Origin of the sequence: Pseudoalteromonas sp. APC 3224, from assembly GCF_030407535.1 — a bacterium.
GTDB lineage: Bacteria > Pseudomonadota > Gammaproteobacteria > Enterobacterales > Alteromonadaceae > Pseudoalteromonas.
The window spans coordinates 96,301-111,883 of record NZ_JASDDF010000002.1; the positions used below are offsets into that span (position 1 = coordinate 96,301).

At 39.0% G+C, this 15,583-nt stretch carries 20 protein-coding genes and 1 tRNA gene; 11 read left to right on the forward strand and 10 right to left on the reverse strand.

Annotated elements, in window-relative coordinates; translation table 11 throughout:
- Positions 1-138: 138 nt before the first annotated feature.
- The 6 genes from prc to QL989_RS01435 all read right to left on the reverse strand — a co-directional run bounded on the left by prc (position 139) and on the right by QL989_RS01435 (position 4,354).
- The gene (gene prc / locus QL989_RS01410; protein WP_290167635.1) at positions 139-2,163 is read right to left on the reverse strand and encodes a carboxy terminal-processing peptidase; all 2,025 of its coding nucleotides are present in this window, start codon (positions 2,161-2,163) and stop codon (positions 139-141) included.
- Between the two features lie 27 nt (positions 2,164-2,190).
- On the reverse strand, positions 2,191-2,829 hold the full coding sequence (proQ, locus tag QL989_RS01415; RefSeq protein WP_198523240.1) for an RNA chaperone ProQ: 639 nt from the start codon (positions 2,827-2,829) through the stop codon (positions 2,191-2,193).
- 16 nt (positions 2,830-2,845) lie between these two features.
- Positions 2,846-3,124: a hypothetical protein gene (locus tag QL989_RS01420; RefSeq protein ID WP_138606053.1), complete on the reverse strand. Its 279-nt coding sequence runs from the start codon at positions 3,122-3,124 to the stop codon at positions 2,846-2,848.
- Positions 3,124-3,582 carry a GAF domain-containing protein gene (locus QL989_RS01425; protein WP_054201014.1) on the reverse strand — a complete coding sequence of 153 codons (459 nt, stop codon included), beginning with the start codon at positions 3,580-3,582 and terminating at the stop codon, positions 3,124-3,126. Before QL989_RS01425 ends, QL989_RS01420 begins: the two co-directional genes overlap by 1 nt.
- A 128-nt stretch (positions 3,583-3,710) precedes the next feature.
- The gene (locus QL989_RS01430; RefSeq protein ID WP_008112036.1) at positions 3,711-4,091 is read right to left on the reverse strand and encodes a hypothetical protein; all 381 of its coding nucleotides are present in this window, start codon (positions 4,089-4,091) and stop codon (positions 3,711-3,713) included.
- A gap of 172 nt (positions 4,092-4,263) precedes the next feature.
- Positions 4,264-4,354 (reverse strand) — tRNA-Ser (locus QL989_RS01435).
- Between the two features lie 252 nt (positions 4,355-4,606).
- Between QL989_RS01435 and QL989_RS01440 the strand changes: the two genes are divergently transcribed.
- Genes QL989_RS01440 through QL989_RS01465 form a run of 6 tightly spaced genes read left to right on the forward strand, consistent with a single transcriptional unit; the run spans position 4,607 to position 7,295 of the window.
- On the forward strand, positions 4,607-5,272 hold the full coding sequence (locus QL989_RS01440; RefSeq protein ID WP_008112034.1) for a Bax inhibitor-1/YccA family protein: 666 nt from the start codon (positions 4,607-4,609) through the stop codon (positions 5,270-5,272).
- 55 nt (positions 5,273-5,327) lie between these two features.
- The gene (tusD, locus tag QL989_RS01445) at positions 5,328-5,681 is read left to right on the forward strand and encodes a sulfurtransferase complex subunit TusD (RefSeq protein ID WP_178956146.1); all 354 of its coding nucleotides are present in this window, start codon (positions 5,328-5,330) and stop codon (positions 5,679-5,681) included.
- Entirely contained in the window at positions 5,678-6,034 is a 357-nt protein-coding gene (gene tusC / locus QL989_RS01450; RefSeq protein ID WP_290167640.1) for a sulfurtransferase complex subunit TusC, read from the forward strand. The genes tusD and tusC overlap by 4 nt, the downstream gene beginning before the upstream one ends.
- The gene (locus QL989_RS01455; RefSeq protein ID WP_010390171.1) at positions 6,031-6,297 is read left to right on the forward strand and encodes a DsrH/TusB family sulfur metabolism protein; all 267 of its coding nucleotides are present in this window, start codon (positions 6,031-6,033) and stop codon (positions 6,295-6,297) included. The genes tusC and QL989_RS01455 overlap by 4 nt, the downstream gene beginning before the upstream one ends.
- 3 nt (positions 6,298-6,300) lie before the next feature.
- Entirely contained in the window at positions 6,301-6,630 is a 330-nt protein-coding gene (locus QL989_RS01460; RefSeq protein WP_010390172.1) for a TusE/DsrC/DsvC family sulfur relay protein, read from the forward strand.
- Positions 6,630-7,295, forward strand: coding sequence for a pseudouridine synthase (locus QL989_RS01465; protein WP_178956148.1), 666 nt, complete (start codon positions 6,630-6,632; stop codon positions 7,293-7,295). The genes QL989_RS01460 and QL989_RS01465 overlap by 1 nt, the downstream gene beginning before the upstream one ends.
- Positions 7,296-7,316: 21 nt before the next feature.
- On the opposite strand, the gene QL989_RS01470 is transcribed toward QL989_RS01465, so the two are convergent.
- Positions 7,317-8,000, reverse strand: coding sequence for a GGDEF domain-containing protein (locus QL989_RS01470; RefSeq protein WP_256729703.1), 684 nt, complete (start codon positions 7,998-8,000; stop codon positions 7,317-7,319).
- Positions 7,978-8,592 carry a PAS domain-containing protein gene (locus QL989_RS01475; protein WP_256729704.1) on the reverse strand — a complete coding sequence of 205 codons (615 nt, stop codon included), beginning with the start codon at positions 8,590-8,592 and terminating at the stop codon, positions 7,978-7,980. The genes QL989_RS01470 and QL989_RS01475 overlap by 23 nt, the downstream gene beginning before the upstream one ends.
- Positions 8,593-8,946: 354 nt before the next feature.
- On the opposite strand from QL989_RS01475, the gene mnmA reads away from it, so the two are divergent.
- The 5 genes from mnmA (at position 8,947) to QL989_RS01500 (ending at position 13,742) form a co-directional block, all read left to right on the forward strand.
- Positions 8,947-10,047, forward strand: coding sequence for a tRNA 2-thiouridine(34) synthase MnmA (gene mnmA / locus QL989_RS01480; protein ID WP_290167647.1), 1,101 nt, complete (start codon positions 8,947-8,949; stop codon positions 10,045-10,047).
- Positions 10,047-10,649 (forward strand): high frequency lysogenization protein HflD, encoded by a 603-nt coding sequence (gene hflD / locus QL989_RS01485; protein WP_055012553.1) that lies wholly within the window; start codon positions 10,047-10,049, stop codon positions 10,647-10,649. Before mnmA ends, hflD begins: the two co-directional genes overlap by 1 nt.
- Before the next feature lie 31 nt (positions 10,650-10,680).
- Positions 10,681-12,051: an adenylosuccinate lyase gene (gene purB, locus QL989_RS01490; protein WP_290167650.1), complete on the forward strand. Its 1,371-nt coding sequence runs from the start codon at positions 10,681-10,683 to the stop codon at positions 12,049-12,051.
- 80 nt (positions 12,052-12,131) lie between these two features.
- Positions 12,132-13,274 carry a cupin domain-containing protein gene (locus QL989_RS01495; protein ID WP_290167652.1) on the forward strand — a complete coding sequence of 381 codons (1,143 nt, stop codon included), beginning with the start codon at positions 12,132-12,134 and terminating at the stop codon, positions 13,272-13,274.
- A 9-nt stretch (positions 13,275-13,283) separates the two neighbouring features.
- Complete coding sequence (locus tag QL989_RS01500; RefSeq protein ID WP_138606032.1) at positions 13,284-13,742, forward strand: GNAT family N-acetyltransferase; 459 nt, start codon at positions 13,284-13,286, stop codon at positions 13,740-13,742.
- A gap of 33 nt (positions 13,743-13,775) precedes the next feature.
- Here the strand turns inward: QL989_RS01500 and QL989_RS01505 are convergent, their stop codons facing one another.
- Together QL989_RS01505 and QL989_RS01510 are read right to left on the reverse strand one after the other, a co-directional pair.
- The gene (locus QL989_RS01505) at positions 13,776-14,993 is read right to left on the reverse strand and encodes a pyridoxal phosphate-dependent aminotransferase (RefSeq protein ID WP_290167656.1); all 1,218 of its coding nucleotides are present in this window, start codon (positions 14,991-14,993) and stop codon (positions 13,776-13,778) included.
- 127 nt (positions 14,994-15,120) lie between these two features.
- The gene (locus QL989_RS01510; RefSeq protein WP_138606028.1) at positions 15,121-15,465 is read right to left on the reverse strand and encodes an Hpt domain-containing protein; all 345 of its coding nucleotides are present in this window, start codon (positions 15,463-15,465) and stop codon (positions 15,121-15,123) included.
- Between the last annotated feature and the right edge of the window lie 118 nt (positions 15,466-15,583).

The following is a 15,583-nucleotide window of genomic DNA, read 5'->3' on the forward strand; positions in this document are numbered from 1 at the left end:
TTATTAGCACGTACGCGCATTTATTGAGCACTATTGATCTAGCTCAACTTTTGGTAATCCGCGATTATAACAATTTAGCAAATTATCGATAGTAAAAAAGGCGCCTAGGCGCCTTTTTTTTGCAAAGTGAAGCTTATTTTAGCGCTTAGCTACGCGACCATATTTAATATAATCTTGTGTAATAAGTGCAGCTTCTTCAAGAAATGGGTCAAGCTCTTCAATCACCTCTGGTACATCGTCCAGATTTTCTATTGGCTCTTTACCTAAACGATTTAAGCGCTCATTAGTACGGGCTAGTGCGCGTGCCTCATTTTCTTCTTTTTCTTTAATGCGCTTTTTCTCAACCAAAGAAATTGTTTTACGATCTTTTTCTTCGTTGTAGCGAGCGATATCTTCAAACACATAATTAAATTCAGGTTCGGCTTTAATACGCTCATTATGCTGCTTTTCAAGTACACTGATAATAGGGTTTAAACGCCCTATTTGCTTATACTTTGCTTTTACTATGCTATCCCATGGCAAGGCATTATCTTGTTTACTTTCCCCCCATTCTGCAGGGTCAATGGCTGATGGGAAAGTAATGTCTGGGATCACCCCTTTATGCTGTGTACTACCACCATTAATGCGGTAAAACTTTGCAATCGTATATTGCACACTACCTAATGGGTTATCGTATAAGTCATAAGCACGCGCTAAACCTTTATGCTGCTGCACGGTCCCTTTACCAAAGGTTTGCTCACCAATGATAACGGCGCGGCCATAATCTTGCATTGCTGCGGCAAAAATTTCAGACGCGGATGCGCTGTACCTATCAACAAGCACTGTCAGCGGGCCATCATAATAAGTAATGCCGTCACGGTCTTTTTGCTCTTCAATACGGTTGTTTAAAGTATGAATTTGTACTACTGGACCTTGATCAAAAAACAAACCTGATAACTGCGTAGCTTCATATAATGAACCGCCGCCATTTTGACGTAAATCAATAATAATTCCGTCTACGTTTTGTTCTTTGAGTTTAGCCAACTCGACTTTTACATCTTTAGATAAGTTATTGTAAAAACCAGGAATTTCTATTACACCAATTTTGCTGGTTAAATCAGAATAACTGGCTTGAAACACTTCTGATTTGGCAGCTCTGTCTTCTAGACGGATTTTATCACGGGTAATTTCAACCACTTTTGGCGTACCGTGAGCATCCGCACCCTTTAGGTATTGCAAACGCACTTTAGTGCCTTTGGGGCCTTTTATTAAATCAACCACATCATCTAAACGCCAGCCAATTACATCAACAAACTCTTCGCCATCTTGAGCCACACCAATAATGCGGTCATCGGCTTTAATTTGCTCAGATTTGTCTGCCGGGCCTCCAGGCACTAAACTACGAATTACCGTATAGTCTTCATCAGGCGTTAATACCGCACCAATGCCTTCAAGCTCAAGATCCATATCCATTTTGAACTGCTCTGCACGACGTGGAGATAAGTATGAAGTATGTGCTTCAATACTACGTGCAAGTGAATTCATTACAATTTGAAATGCATCTTCAGATTTTGATTGTACAAGACGCTTTTCTGCGTTTTTATAACGCTTGGTCAGCACGTCTTTTATGCCAGGCCAATCTTTACCTGTCATTTTTAACCGTAATGCATCATATTTTACACGCTCGCGCCAAATTTCATCTAATTCAGCTTGCGTAGTCGCCCATGGCGCATCTTCACGGTCATAAAAGTATTCATCTTCAGTGTCGAACGTCATTTCATTTTCAAGTAATGAAAGCGAAAATTCGTAACGTTCAAAACGACGTTTAAGGCTTAAGTTGAAAATATCAAATGTAAACCCTAACTTGCCGCTAATAAGCGCGTTATCGAAACGCTCACGATATTGCTCAAAAGAGTCAATATCGCTTTTCAAAAACACGCTTTTATTAAAATCAAGGGATTCGATGTAACGATCAAACACTTTACTTGAAAGCTCATCGTTAAATCGAACAGGTGTGTAATGCGAACGAGTAAATAGATTAGCCACTCGTTTACTGGCTGTACCGTGCTGACTTTCTTGCTTAAGCAAAGGTAAGTCTTCTAATGTTACCGGCTCTACTGCAGCCAATAATGAACCTGAAAACAGCGCAGCAACTAACGGAATGAGCGTAAACTTTTTACTCATACACAACTCCTTAATTTTTTTCGCAGCTTAAATAATGTATAAGCTGTCGGCTTTGGTTTTAACTTGCATACCGGTCACTAATTCAACGTGAACATCGTCTTTGTTTACTTCAGTGATTACTGCATTAACAAGTGCTTGGCCAAGTTTAACCTTAACCTTATTATTAACCTTGACCTCGCCTGCAGGTAAAGGTTCAACTTTTCCTGAACGCTTAGGTGCAGCGGCTTTTGCTGGTTTTGCTGCAGCCGGTGAGTTTTTAGCCGCATGAGCTGGTTTCTTTTTGAAAGATTTTGCATCTGAATCTTGACGAGGACGCTGCTGCTTTTTACGCTTTGCCATTTTAGCACGGCTTTCTTCCAACGCTTTTTGTGCGTGGTCAATATGCTCTTGCTCAACTTTTTCGCCTTGATTTCCGTCAAGATCGATTCTAAATTCAGATTTAGTAACTGCTTCAAGGTAGCGCCAGTTAGAGGTGTATTTTCTAAGTGCTTGACGAACTTGTGTCTTACTAACTTTTTCAGACCCTTCAATGCGCTCAGCGATATCTTTGAAAATACCTACTTTAAGCGGCTGAATGCCCTCTTTTTGTTTAAAACATTGTGGAAATTCTTGGTATAAGAACTCCAATACTTCATTAATATCTTTTAGCTTGTTTGTGGTTTCCATTTTAGAACCTATTTAATCACATCTTTTCATCAAGGGCAGAATCAACATAGTGGATACACCAATCAACTAACTCTTCAAAGTCAGCTTCAATCACAGCCATATCACCACGTAAATGTTCCCAAATACCATTTATAATTTCATCAATTGAATCACAGTCTAAATCATCAGGTAGACGATCCCATGCCATGTGAATCAAATCATTGAGCGTTTCCGCTACATGTTCTTCATCCCCTTCCCAATCACCAACATCTTGAACGGCAAAAAGGTAGTCTTGAACATTTAGCAAGTCTTTCATTACAGGCTAGCCTCTAAGCATTTTACAAGTGCTTCAAGCCCTGCTTGGTCATCAGTATCAAATCGGCCAATACTTGGGCTATCTATGTCTAGTACCGCAAATACAGATCCATTTTTCATGATAGGTACAACTATCTCAGAATTTGATGCTGCATCACAGGCTATATGACCGTCAAAAGCATGCACATCTGAAATTAATTGGGTTTGCTCGGTCGCCGCAGCAGTGCCACATACCCCTTTTCCTACTGGAATACGAATACAAGCTGGATTGCCTTGAAATGGACCAAGTACCAATTCTGATGGTGAATCCATAAAATAAAAGCCCGCCCAATTCACATCTTCTAAAGAGGTAAATAACAGCGCGCTTATATTTGCCATATTGGCAATTATGTTTGATTCACCGCCTATCAGCGATTCAGTTTGCTTAACTAATGACTGGTAAAAATCGTGCTTTTGCATACCAAACTACTTCTTATTAAACATACAGTAGCTAAAGGTACTCTTTGTCACTAAAAATTGAAACCTTTTGCGGGTAAAAAAAAGGAAATTACATGGTTTTACGACATACTTGATTAAATATTCCGCAATTAACTTTGTACCGATTTACGCAGGCCGAATAAAAACAGTCCAGCGGCAAACCCTGACATCACACTATTGATTAAAAAGATCTCGCCTGTAGTGGCGCTCAAAAGGTAACTAAAAATAGCGCCACCCAGCAAGCCCAGCGTTAATACTCCAGAATAATTTACCTTAGAATACTTAAACATAAGTAAATAACCCGGCACTACAAACGCGGCCATAGTTAAACCCACTATGTGCGCGTTAGCAATAGCGGTCATTAATAGTCCTAAAAAAATAGAAACAGCGTCACCACGCATAGTCAATGCGTAGTAAATCCCCAACATACTGCCAATAATAACGGGAGATAATAATGAAAGTGCGACACTTTTTGCGAGTTGATGTTTCATTGTAAGATCCTTAACAAAAACATAAATCTTTAATTTCTAAGCATGCACTAAGAGCCAAAGCTTATAAATAGAGACTATGGTCGTATTTTCTAACTGAATATGCTTGGTTTTGAAGAAGGTATAGCGAATATGAGGCACAGAAAAGCCCGCTAATAAGCGGGCTTTAATATAATGGTGGAGAGATAGGGATTTGAACCCTAGAGGGGCTATAAACCCCTGCCGGTTTTCAAGACCGGTGCATTCGACCACTCTGCCATCTCTCCGCACGGCCTGAATAATAGGGAAACCCTTGGGCTTTGTGAAGCTTTTTTTTCATTTTTTTGTTCAAGTGATTAAAAAACAACTAATTTGTTTAAACATAAAGCAATGAGAGCAAATCCTAACCGGCAAATGAACTTTTATTTAAATTTAGTTGTCTATTGATCTACAAAGGTTTGCCCAAACATATAAGAGTTGGTAATCTAATTTTAGTTAAATTACAGGAACTACTTAGTTTCACTTACAGGAGCTCTACAATGGCGTTTAATCAATCGTACAATACTGCAAAGCCGGTAATGTCGACCATTGAAACAAACAAAGTGCTTAAAAACACTTATTTCTTACTTGCAATGACACTTGCATTTAGTGCAGTCACTGCCGGTATTTCAATGGCACTGCAATTACCTTACTTTATGGGACTTGTATTCACACTAGTTTCATTTGGTCTACTTTTTGTTGTTAATAAAAAAGCAGATACAGCATCTGGTGTATTTTGGGTGTTTGCGTTTACAGGATTAATGGGAGCCGGCTTAGGCCCTCTACTAAATCACTACGCGCAATTACCTAATGGCCCTATGCTAATTATGCAAGCGCTAGGTTCTACGGCGTTAATCTTCTTTGGTTTATCTGCTTATGCACTTAACACTAAAAAAGACTTCTCATTTATGGGTGGCTTTTTAACTGTAGGCTTAATCGTGGTTATCGTGGCAAGTATTGTAAATATTTTCTTAGGTAGCTCGTTAATGTTTATGGTTCTAAACGCAGCAGTTGTATTAATCATGTCTGGCCTAATTTTGTTCGATACGAGCAGAATCATTAACGGCGGCGAAACAAATTATATCCGTGCAACTGTATCTTTATACCTTAGCGTATATAACCTATTTACTTCATTACTTGCCTTACTTGGCGCAAATAATGACTAATTAAATAGTTCTGTTAAAATAGCCCCTTTATTGGGGCTTTTTTATTGGAATAGTTTTGGCACGCTTTGTACTTTCTTTACATACTCCACCATCAGATCACGATACCACTCAACGTATTGTTAAGTTTGCTCATGCCTGCCTAGCGCAGGGACATAGCGTTGATGCGTTATTTTTATACCAAGATGGTATTTATCATGCTTCAACTCATTTTGAGTTAGCCTCAGATGAGTTGAGTACTCCCTCGCTTTGGCAGCAACTGGCTGAAAAAAATATAAAACTAATGTTATGCGTTACTGCGGCTGAAAAGCGAGGCTTAGATATAAAGAATACCGGCGCATTTGCTGTTGCAGGCTTAGCTGAATTTGCCATGCTGGCCAGTGAAGCAGATAAATGGATACAATTTAAATGATTAATGTACTCGTAATTAGTCAGTCAAGCCCATTTGATGACATGCATATCCGCGATGCACTTGATATGACCCTTATTTTTGCTGCCGTAGATCAAAATATTAGCTGGTTGTTTAGTGGTCCAGCCGTGTTAGCGCTGAAAAGAAACCAAAATCCAAATACCTTAGGTATCAAAGATTTTTTTAAAAACATTAAAATGTTGGAAATCTATGATATTGAAAATATTTATGTGTGTGAAAAGTCACTGATTGATTATGGTTTAAGTAAAAGTGAACTACTCATTGAGGCAAACATAGTAAACTTTAATGCCCAAAAACAGTTAATTCACAATCAGCAGCATGTGGTGACCCTATGAGTACTTTACATATTTTTTCAAAACCACTGAATTACTACAGTACCCACAGCTTAGACAATCTAATTATGCTCACAGACAGTGTTTTACTCGTGGGTGACGCTTGCTTTGCAAAAGGGCAATATAGACAATTTGCTGACTCACTTTATATTTTAAAAGATGATGCAGAAGCTCGAGATATATCATTAAATATGAACGACAAAGCAATTAGCTATGATGAGTTCGTTACCCTCAGTTTAACTGCAAAACAATCAATTACTTGGTGAACCATGTTGGAATTTAATAATCAAACAATAGACACTGATAAACAAGGTTATTTGCTAGATCATACTGTTTGGTCAAAAGAGTTAGCCAATGTTATTGCAGAGCAAGAAAACATCACATTAACTGAGCAGCATTGGGAAGTTGTTAACTTTGTGCGAGAGTTTTATCTTGAATATAACACTAGTCCAGCCATTAGAATGTTAGTCAAAGCCATGGCTAAAGCACTCGGTGAGGATAAAGGGAACAGCATGTACTTATACAAGCTTTTTCCTAAAGGGCCAGCCAAACAAGCAACTAAAATTGCGGGTTTACCTAAACCTGCACGGTGTATTTAATGAAGCATAAAACTGAACATTCGCCCTCCTCAAAGGGTAAGCGCAATACAGGCCGTACTTACTCTCGAAGTGGTATCAATAAAAGGACAGTAAAAAGACCAATAAAGCCGGCAATAGCGCAGAGCGATAAAAAAGTCATTTTATTTAATAAACCTTATGATGTTCTTTGCCAGTTCACTGACGATCAAAATAGGCAAACATTGGCTAATTTTATTTCTATAAAAGATGTTTACGCAGCAGGTCGTTTAGACAGGGACAGCGAAGGGTTGTTGTTATTAACAAACTGCGGCAAGTTACAAAATACGCTCACATCGCCTGGTAAAAAAACCAACAAAACCTATTGGGTTCAGGTTGAAGGGATCCCAACACAAGCATCTATCGATGCTTTAAATAAAGGTGTCGAACTAAAAGATGGCATCACCTTGCCCGCTGAAGTAACTTTAATGAATGAACCAGCGCTTTGGCCAAGGACTCCTCCTGTGCGAGAGCGTAAATCAATACCTACATCATGGCTAAGTATTACAATTAACGAAGGCAGAAATCGTCAAGTTAGACGTATGACAGCTCATGTTGGCCACCCTACTTTGCGTTTAATTCGCTACAGTATCGGTAAATACACGCTAGAGGGAATAAATAGCGGAGAATTCAAAGAAATTGATAATTAACCATCAAGTTGCGTTAATTATCTAATTATCTGTAGCTAAAGCAATACAATTTCTTCCTTGTTTTTTCGCGTAATAAAGTGCGTTATCTGCTTGTTTAAAAAATTGTGCATGATCGCCATCGTGTTCATGCTCTATGGTGTTTATTCCCATACTGACAGACAATATACCAGTAAAGCTGTCTTTGTGGGGAATGGCCATTTTTTCAATCGATTTTTGTATTTGTTCGGCAATAAATAATGCCCCTTGCTTACCTGTTTGAGGTAACAGCACGACAAACTCTTCTCCTCCGAATCGCGCAACAAAATCTTCTGGCCTGCAGACAGTTTCAGCTAATTTTTGCGCAACTTGAAATAAACATTTATCTCCTTCGAGATGACCATACCGGTCGTTATACTTTTTAAAATTATCGATATCAATAATGATCATCGAAAGCTCACGATGCTCGTTCGATAACTTGTTAAATTCAGACGTTAGTTTTTCATCAAAGCGCCGCCTGTTGGCTATTTTAGTGAGTGAGTCTAAAAACGCCATATCACTGAGTATTTCTTGAGTTTTTAAACGCTCAGTAGCATCGTTGAATATAGCAATAAATTCTCCTTCAACACTGATACCAGAAACTTGCATCACAATCTCACTGCCATCTTTACAAGAAATTCTGTAATCATTAGCTGGAATATCATCATTATTTTTGATTGGCTTGCTCAAGTGACTCCTGCCATAACGTTTGTGCAAATGTTCTGTAATCTTTTTCAGGGTAGGCTAATTTCCACCAAACATTAAGATTAGGTACGTCTTGTAACGTGTAACCAAATACATCAATAAAACGTTGGTTCACTTTTAAAATATCACCAGTTACCATACAAACATCACATACCGGTAAGGGTAGAATCGTGAATAACCGCGCATAATGACTCAGCTCATGCTTGCGCATAGGGTGTTGGGTAGTGCTTATAACATTATAGTCTTGTTCTTTGTTTTCACGTTCAAGCGATACATTCATTGAAGCGACAAAATGCCACTCTACCCACCATTTCTCTAACTGGCTTAAAATTGCCTTTTGTGATGATTTTAAAGAGCCTAGAGAGGATTCTATAAGCCTAAACAGCTCAACAATCGGATTAGGCTCTTGATAAAGATAGGGAGCTGGCACAGTTATAATGTCATAGAATAACTTATAAGCTGATTCTTTGAATTGCTGTAGTGAATAATCGTCTTCAAAAGTAAGATTTGACACCGTTTTTTCGGACGTATCCAGCACAAACGACTTAACCAAATGTGATTGCGAGGCGTAATTCATATATTCATTCCATTGATTATATTTTAGGTTATTTAAGTATTTACGTGTTTAGATACTAATTAAGATATGGTAGGTAATCTCAAATGTAAAGTTTTGTTAATGAAGAATAGCGCTACGTAATTAAATACGACAAAAGCAACTTACAAAGTATGAAGCCATCAATATAATTCATTCCTTTTCATTAGCCTAAAAATGAGTAAATTACACACAAAACTTCGCCTTACTAACCATTGGATGGAAAAAGTTACAACAAAATCTATTCAATCCCCCATCCTCTCTTTAAGCACCAACAAAATACATGCTATAATCGCGGCCTTTCCAAGTTAACAGTAATCTGTATAAGCGAAATTATTCATGAGCGAAAATAGTCACATTAAAGTCATCGTTGGTATGTCCGGCGGTGTTGATTCTTCTGTATCTGCATATTTATTAAAACAGCAAGGCTACCAAGTAGAAGGCTTGTTTATGAAGAACTGGGAAGAAGATGACAATGATGAATATTGCGCTGCTGCTGAAGATTTAAAAGATGCACAAGCTGTATGTGACAAGTTAGGCATTGAACTTCATACCGTTAATTTTGCTGCTGAATACTGGGATAATGTATTTGAATACTTTTTAGCAGAATACAAAGCGGGTCGTACACCCAACCCAGATATAATGTGTAACAAAGAAATAAAATTTAAAGCGTTTTTAGAATTTGCTGCGCAAGCACTTGGTGCTGATTTTATTGCAACTGGGCATTATGTGCGCCGGGAGCTTCGCGATGACAAATACGTAATGTGCCGAGGCCTAGACGATAACAAAGATCAAAGCTACTTTTTGTATACACTAAGTCATGAGCATATTGCGCAAACACTATTTCCTGTAGGAGATATTGCAAAACCAGAAGTACGCCGCATTGCTGAAGAACAAGATTTAATTACCCATGATAAAAAAGACAGCACCGGCATTTGTTTTATTGGCGAGCGTAAATTCAAAGATTTTCTGCAAAAGTTTTTGCCTGCACAACCTGGAGTAATTGAAGACACCGATGGTAACAATGTAGGTGAGCATGAAGGCTTGATGTATCACACCCTTGGCCAGCGTAAAGGTTTACTAATTGGTGGCATGAAAGAAGGCTCGGGCGAACCATGGTACGTGGTAGATAAAGATATAGAACGAAATGTTCTTGTTGTTGGTCAAGGTAAAGATCACTCTCGGTTGTACAGTAACGGCCTTAATGCAAACCAATTACACTGGGTAGATCGTGTTGGCCCGCAAGGTACAACTCGCTGCACCGTTAAAACTCGTTACCGTCAAGAAGACTTAAGCTGTACATTACTCGTTGGAGAAGATGGTATGGCACGCGTGTTGTTTGATGAGCCGCAAAAAGCCGTTACCCCAGGACAATCCGCCGTATTTTACGCCGATGAAGTCTGTTTAGGCGGTGGTATTATTGATTCGGTGATTAAGTAATGAATCAACATCAAGTCATGGCACTTGCTGCCATGTGCCAAGTAGCAAAACAAGTACAAAAGGTTGCTCAATACGGTCGTTGTGATGAACATGACTTATCAACGTTGTTATCAAGTATTGTGCAAACCTCACCCGCCTCTCCTGAGGATGTATACCAAGGCACACAAAATTTGCGTGATGGCTATAAAACATTAATGGCACAACTGAGTGCCGGTGCTCAAAAAGATGTTGAAATAGTCAAGTACGTAGGTGGCTTAATGCAGTTAGAGCGAGCCCTTAGTGCCAATAGTAAGAGCCTCAATGAATTAGGTAAACGTATTGATGATATTCATCGACGTTTAGATCATTTTGCTATTACCGATGACAGTGTTGTTGCCGGTTTAGCAGATATATACTCGTCGGTGCTAAGCCCCCTTGGGCACCGAATCCAGGTTTATGGTAAACCCGAGTTATTAAAACAGCAGCTCACTCAAAACAAAATCCGTGCGTTACTTTTAGCCGGTATTCGTAGTGCTGTATTATGGCGTCAAATGGGCGGCAAACGTCGTCATTTCTTTTTTGCAAAAAGAAAAATTCTCGCCATTGCTAAAACAAAAATTTAATTATCGTTCAAACTAAAATTTAGGAGTTATTATGGAGCTTTCAGCGTTAACGGCTATCTCTCCGGTTGATGGTCGCTACGGCAGCAAAACCACTGAACTACGAAGTATTTTTAGCGAATTTGGATTAATCAAATACCGCGTAACCGTTGAAGTGCGTTGGTTGCAAGCGTTAGCTGCAGCAAGCGATATAAAAGAAGTCCCAGCTTTAAGCGAGCAAGCAAACGGACTATTAAATGCTATCGTCGATAACTTCTGTGAAGCCGATGCGCAGCGTGTTAAAGACATTGAACGCACCACTAACCATGATGTAAAAGCCGTAGAGTACCTACTAAAAGAAAAAGTAGCTGATAACGCTGAATTACATGCCATTAATGAATTTATTCACTTTGCATGTACATCTGAAGATATTAATAATCTATCTCACGGTTTAATGTTAAGTGAAGCACGTAACAATGTTATTTTACCTTATTGCGATGAGCTATTAAGCGCAATTAAAGAAAAAGCTGTTGAATACAAAGCCATTCCAATGATGACTCGTACGCACGGGCAACCTGCAACCCCATCAACTATGGGTAAAGAGTTTGCAAACGTATACATGCGTTTAAAGCGTCAACGTGATCAAATTGCCCACGTAGAAATGCTAGGCAAAGTAAATGGTGCTGTAGGTAACTACAATGCTCATTTAAGTGCTTACCCTGATTACGACTGGCATACACACGCAGATAAATTTGTAGCTAGCCTAGGTTTAACACTTAACCCGTTTACCACACAAATTGAACCGCATGACTACATTGCAGAACTATTTGATGCTATTGCGCGTTTTAATACTATATTGCTCGATTTTGACCGCGATATGTGGGGATACATTGCGCTTAATCACTTCAAGCAAAAAACCATTGCTGGTGAAATTGGCTCATCAACTATGCCACATAAAGTAAACCCTATTGATTTTGAAAACTCAGAAGGTAACTTAGGTTTAGCTAATGCCATATTAGGTCACTTAGCGCAAAAGCTGCCTGTTTCTCGTTGGCAACGTGATTTAACTGACTCAACCGTATTACGTAATTTAGGTGTAGGTATGGGTTATGCTGTTATTGCATACCAATCTACACTTAAAGGTGTAAGCAAGCTAGAAGTTAACGAACAACGTTTAGCCGACGAGCTTGACCAAAACTGGGAGCTACTAGCAGAGCCAATCCAAACAGTAATGCGTAAATACGGCATTGAAAAGCCATATGAAAAGCTAAAAGATTTAACGCGTGGTAAACGTGTAAATCAAGAAATTATGGCTGATTTCATTGATGGTTTAGATTTACCAGACGCTGCAAAAGCAGAAATGAAAAAGCTAACCCCAGCCAACTACATTGGTCGCGCTGTTGAGTTTATTGATGATTTAGTTTAATTACTCAAATCTACTAATAAAAAGCGAAAGGTACCTGCCTTTCGCTTTTTTCATTTAGGTCTTAACGTTATAGGCATTCTATGTATCAATTAAAAATAAATGAATTATCTGAGCAAGCGTTTTTAAATCAATATTGGCAAAAAAAGCCACTGTTAATCAAAAGAGGTTTTAGTGACTTTAAAGACCCTCTTGATGCCAATGAACTGGCAGGCCTTGCCATGGAAGACAGCATAGAGTCGCGTATTATAACCAACCATAACCAGCAATGGCAGTCCCATCAAGGGCCGTTTGAAGATTTTGAAATACTCACCGACGAGCACGCTACTTTATTAGTGCAAGCAGTCGATCATTGGCACCCAGAAGCCGCACAATTGCTTGAACCATTTCGTTTTATTCCTAACTGGCGCATAGATGATTTAATGATCAGCTACTCAACCCCTGGCGGTGGTGTTGGACCACACTTAGATCAATATGATGTATTTATTATACAAGGTGAAGGCAAACGCCATTGGCGTGTAGGCTTACCTGACGCCTCATTAAAGCAATTTGCTCAAAATAAAAGCTTGCTACAAGTTGAAGCTTTCACCGCAGTAATTGATTGTGTTTTAGAGCCTGGTGACATTTTGTACATACCACCAGGTTGTCCGCATGAAGGCTATGCCATTGAAAATGCTTTAAACTACTCGGTCGGATTTAGAGCGCCTAATCAACAAGATTTACTGTCTAGTTTTGCAGATCATATTATTGACACAGAAAGCGGCCAAAAGCGTTACACGGACCATACCCTCGCGCTACGTGATTCAAAAGGTGAGCTTACACAAAGCGAAGTTGATAAAGTAAAAACGTTAATGCAGGCTTTAATAGAAAACGACAACTTATTTAAAAACTGGTTAGGAAACACATTAAGTCAACCTAAGCATGATATGGATTTAGCGCCTGAAGAAAACCCGTTTAGTACAGCTGAAATTATGCAACAACTTGAAAATGATGTGACATTTGAGCGTCTTGGTGGCACGCGTGCAATTTACCAATGCATAGGTGATGAGCTGCTTTTAAGTGTTAATGGCGAAAACTACCCTTTACCGCTATCTGATTTAGAGGCTGTAAAACAGCTAACTGATTTTATTGAATTTGATAGCAGCTTGCTGAATTCAACCACACCTAGCCTAGATTTTATCGAAACCTTTACTACACTGGTAAATGAGGGGATCTGGTTTAGCTAGGAGGAGGCTATGGTTTATACTGTTGACAAAGTTGATTGGCAAAGTGAAAAAGATCAACTTCAACAAATAAGAGAGCGTGTTTTTGTTTACGAATTACATATTCCAAAGAATATTGAATTTGATAGCTTAGATGCGTTCGCTCAACATATTCTGGTTACCGATAATATGCACTCACCTGTTGCCACAGGTCGATTATGTAATGATGGTTTAATAGGTAGAATTGCCGTACTACCCCAGCACCGCAATCGCAACGTTTATAAATCTCTACTTAATTTCATTGTAAAGCTTGCCGAAGAGCAAGGTATTGAGGCTGTCAGTATTAACTGTATTTTAAATGAAGTAGAACGATTCAAAAATAACGGCTTTACTGTGCAAGGGCACGTTTTTATGGAAGCTGGCATTCCAAGACAGCGAATGGAATGCCCTATTACATGCTTTGAAACACGGCCATTTACTTTAGTGCATTAACCAAAAAACGAGCCATTTGGCTCGTTTTTTACTTTATTCTTGTCGGTAATCTTTGAAGAACCGCTGCATTTTCATCATTGCACTGCTTAGATCATCTTTATTAGGTAAAAACACCAATCTAAAATGATCGGGATCTGGCCAGTTAAAAGCGCGCCCATGTACTAATAATATTTTTTCTGCCTTTAACAAGTCAAACATCATTTGTTCATCATTTTTAATATTAAACAATTTTGTATCAACTTTGGGAAATGCATACAGCGCCCCTTTTGGCTTTTTACAGCTTATCCCCTCAATTGCATTTAATCCACGCCAAGCAATATCTCGTTGCTCGTATAAGCGACCTCCGGGGTCAATTAAACTGTCAATGGATTGTACCCCACCCAATGCTTGCTGAATGGCATATTGAGCAGGGACGTTTGCGCATAAACGCATTGAGGCAAGAATATCGAGGCCTTTAATTAAATCTGTCATTAAGGCAGTGCGCCCGCTTAGCACCATCCAACCCATTCTAAGACCAGCGGCGCGATATGTCTTAGCTAAACCGTTAAACGTAATAATGGGAATATCGTCGCACAATGCACCAATAGAAGTATGGGTAACGCCGTCGTACAGAATTTTCTCGTATATTTCGTCACTTAACAGTAAAAGCTTGTGCTCTCGGGCAATACTTATCAACTCTTCAAGCAAGGTATCACTGTACACTGCCCCTGTTGGATTATTAGGGTTTATTAACACCAATGCTTTAGTTTTCGAGGTGATTTTGCTTTTAATATCATCAATATCAGGAAACCAATCTTGCTCTTCATCACATAAATAGTGAACAGGGTTACCGCCTGCTAGCTTTACCGACGCAGTCCAAAGCGGATAATCGGGTGCAGGAATTAATACTTCATCGTCATTATTTAACAACGCTTGAGTAACCATTTGAATAAGTTCACTCACACCGTTGCCAATGTAAATATTATCAACGTCTAAGTTGTGTAAACCTCGCTGTTGGTAATGCTGATAAATAGCAACACGCGCAGAGTAAAGCCCTTTAGAATCACAATAGCCTTGAGCAGAATATAAATTACGAATAATGTCGCGGTGCATATCTTCTGGCATATCAAAACCAAACGCCGCGGGGTTACCAATATTAAGCTTAAGTACTTTTTGGCCCTCGTCTTCCATTTTTTTAGCTTGCACTAAAACGGGACCACGGATGTCATAACAGACGCCGTCTAATTTATGACTCTTTTTTATTTCTGACATTGTTACCTCTAAAGAGCAAGTTAGTCTTAAGACTAACTCAGTAAAGCCTTGAATTACTAGGGAAATTAAGCGCTTAAAACTGAAAAAAATTCACGTTAACATTCTATTCTGTTCTTTTTAAACGAGCTTACCTCTGAGCTTGCCACTCATTTAATTTTGCTTGTGAGCCAATAACTTGCGCCATTAAATTATTTGCTGCATCAACAGCCTGTTCCTCGTTATCATTATTTAAATTATATTCAATTAAACGTGCCACTTCGGCTAAACTTGCCGCTCCAAACTGAGCCGCATTTGATTTAAGGCTATGAGAATGGCGAATAGCAGCCTCTTTATCTTGCCCAAGCGCTGCAATAGTTTCGCTTCCTAAGCGCTCAAATTCCGCACAACAAAACTCCAACGTATCTGGAAATTGTTCACCTAATAGCGATTCCATACTTTCTAAAGCGGATTCGTCGATACTGATCTCTGTCATATTAATGCCCTTTAATGCGGTCCTGCGATTTCTCTTTCATCTCTTACTCTATATCTAAGCACAAAAAAAACCAACTTTATTAATGCAAAAATGTATAATTAGGTTAAATGTATTAATC

What these genes read in the sequence shown, in the direction of transcription:
- prc (WP_290167635.1), bottom strand. Translation starts at nt 2,163, where the DNA reads ATGAGTAAAAAGTTTACGCTCATTCCGTTAGTTGCTGCGCTGTTTTCA.
- proQ (WP_198523240.1), bottom strand. Translation starts at nt 2,829, where the DNA reads ATGGAAACCACAAACAAGCTAAAAGATATTAATGAAGTATTGGAGTTC.
- QL989_RS01420 (WP_138606053.1), bottom strand. Translation starts at nt 3,124, where the DNA reads ATGAAAGACTTGCTAAATGTTCAAGACTACCTTTTTGCCGTTCAAGAT.
- QL989_RS01425 (WP_054201014.1), bottom strand. Translation starts at nt 3,582, where the DNA reads ATGCAAAAGCACGATTTTTACCAGTCATTAGTTAAGCAAACTGAATCG.
- QL989_RS01430 (WP_008112036.1), bottom strand. Translation starts at nt 4,091, where the DNA reads ATGAAACATCAACTCGCAAAAAGTGTCGCACTTTCATTATTATCTCCC.
- QL989_RS01440 (WP_008112034.1), top strand. Translation starts at nt 4,607, where the DNA reads ATGGCGTTTAATCAATCGTACAATACTGCAAAGCCGGTAATGTCGACC.
- tusC (WP_290167640.1), top strand. Translation starts at nt 5,678, where the DNA reads ATGATTAATGTACTCGTAATTAGTCAGTCAAGCCCATTTGATGACATG.
- QL989_RS01455 (WP_010390171.1), top strand. Translation starts at nt 6,031, where the DNA reads ATGAGTACTTTACATATTTTTTCAAAACCACTGAATTACTACAGTACC.
- QL989_RS01460 (WP_010390172.1), top strand. Translation starts at nt 6,301, where the DNA reads ATGTTGGAATTTAATAATCAAACAATAGACACTGATAAACAAGGTTAT.
- QL989_RS01465 (WP_178956148.1), top strand. Translation starts at nt 6,630, where the DNA reads ATGAAGCATAAAACTGAACATTCGCCCTCCTCAAAGGGTAAGCGCAAT.
- QL989_RS01475 (WP_256729704.1), bottom strand. Translation starts at nt 8,592, where the DNA reads ATGAATTACGCCTCGCAATCACATTTGGTTAAGTCGTTTGTGCTGGAT.
- mnmA (WP_290167647.1), top strand. Translation starts at nt 8,947, where the DNA reads ATGAGCGAAAATAGTCACATTAAAGTCATCGTTGGTATGTCCGGCGGT.
- hflD (WP_055012553.1), top strand. Translation starts at nt 10,047, where the DNA reads ATGAATCAACATCAAGTCATGGCACTTGCTGCCATGTGCCAAGTAGCA.
- purB (WP_290167650.1), top strand. Translation starts at nt 10,681, where the DNA reads ATGGAGCTTTCAGCGTTAACGGCTATCTCTCCGGTTGATGGTCGCTAC.
- QL989_RS01495 (WP_290167652.1), top strand. Translation starts at nt 12,132, where the DNA reads ATGTATCAATTAAAAATAAATGAATTATCTGAGCAAGCGTTTTTAAAT.
- QL989_RS01500 (WP_138606032.1), top strand. Translation starts at nt 13,284, where the DNA reads ATGGTTTATACTGTTGACAAAGTTGATTGGCAAAGTGAAAAAGATCAA.
- QL989_RS01505 (WP_290167656.1), bottom strand. Translation starts at nt 14,993, where the DNA reads ATGTCAGAAATAAAAAAGAGTCATAAATTAGACGGCGTCTGTTATGAC.
- QL989_RS01510 (WP_138606028.1), bottom strand. Translation starts at nt 15,465, where the DNA reads ATGACAGAGATCAGTATCGACGAATCCGCTTTAGAAAGTATGGAATCG.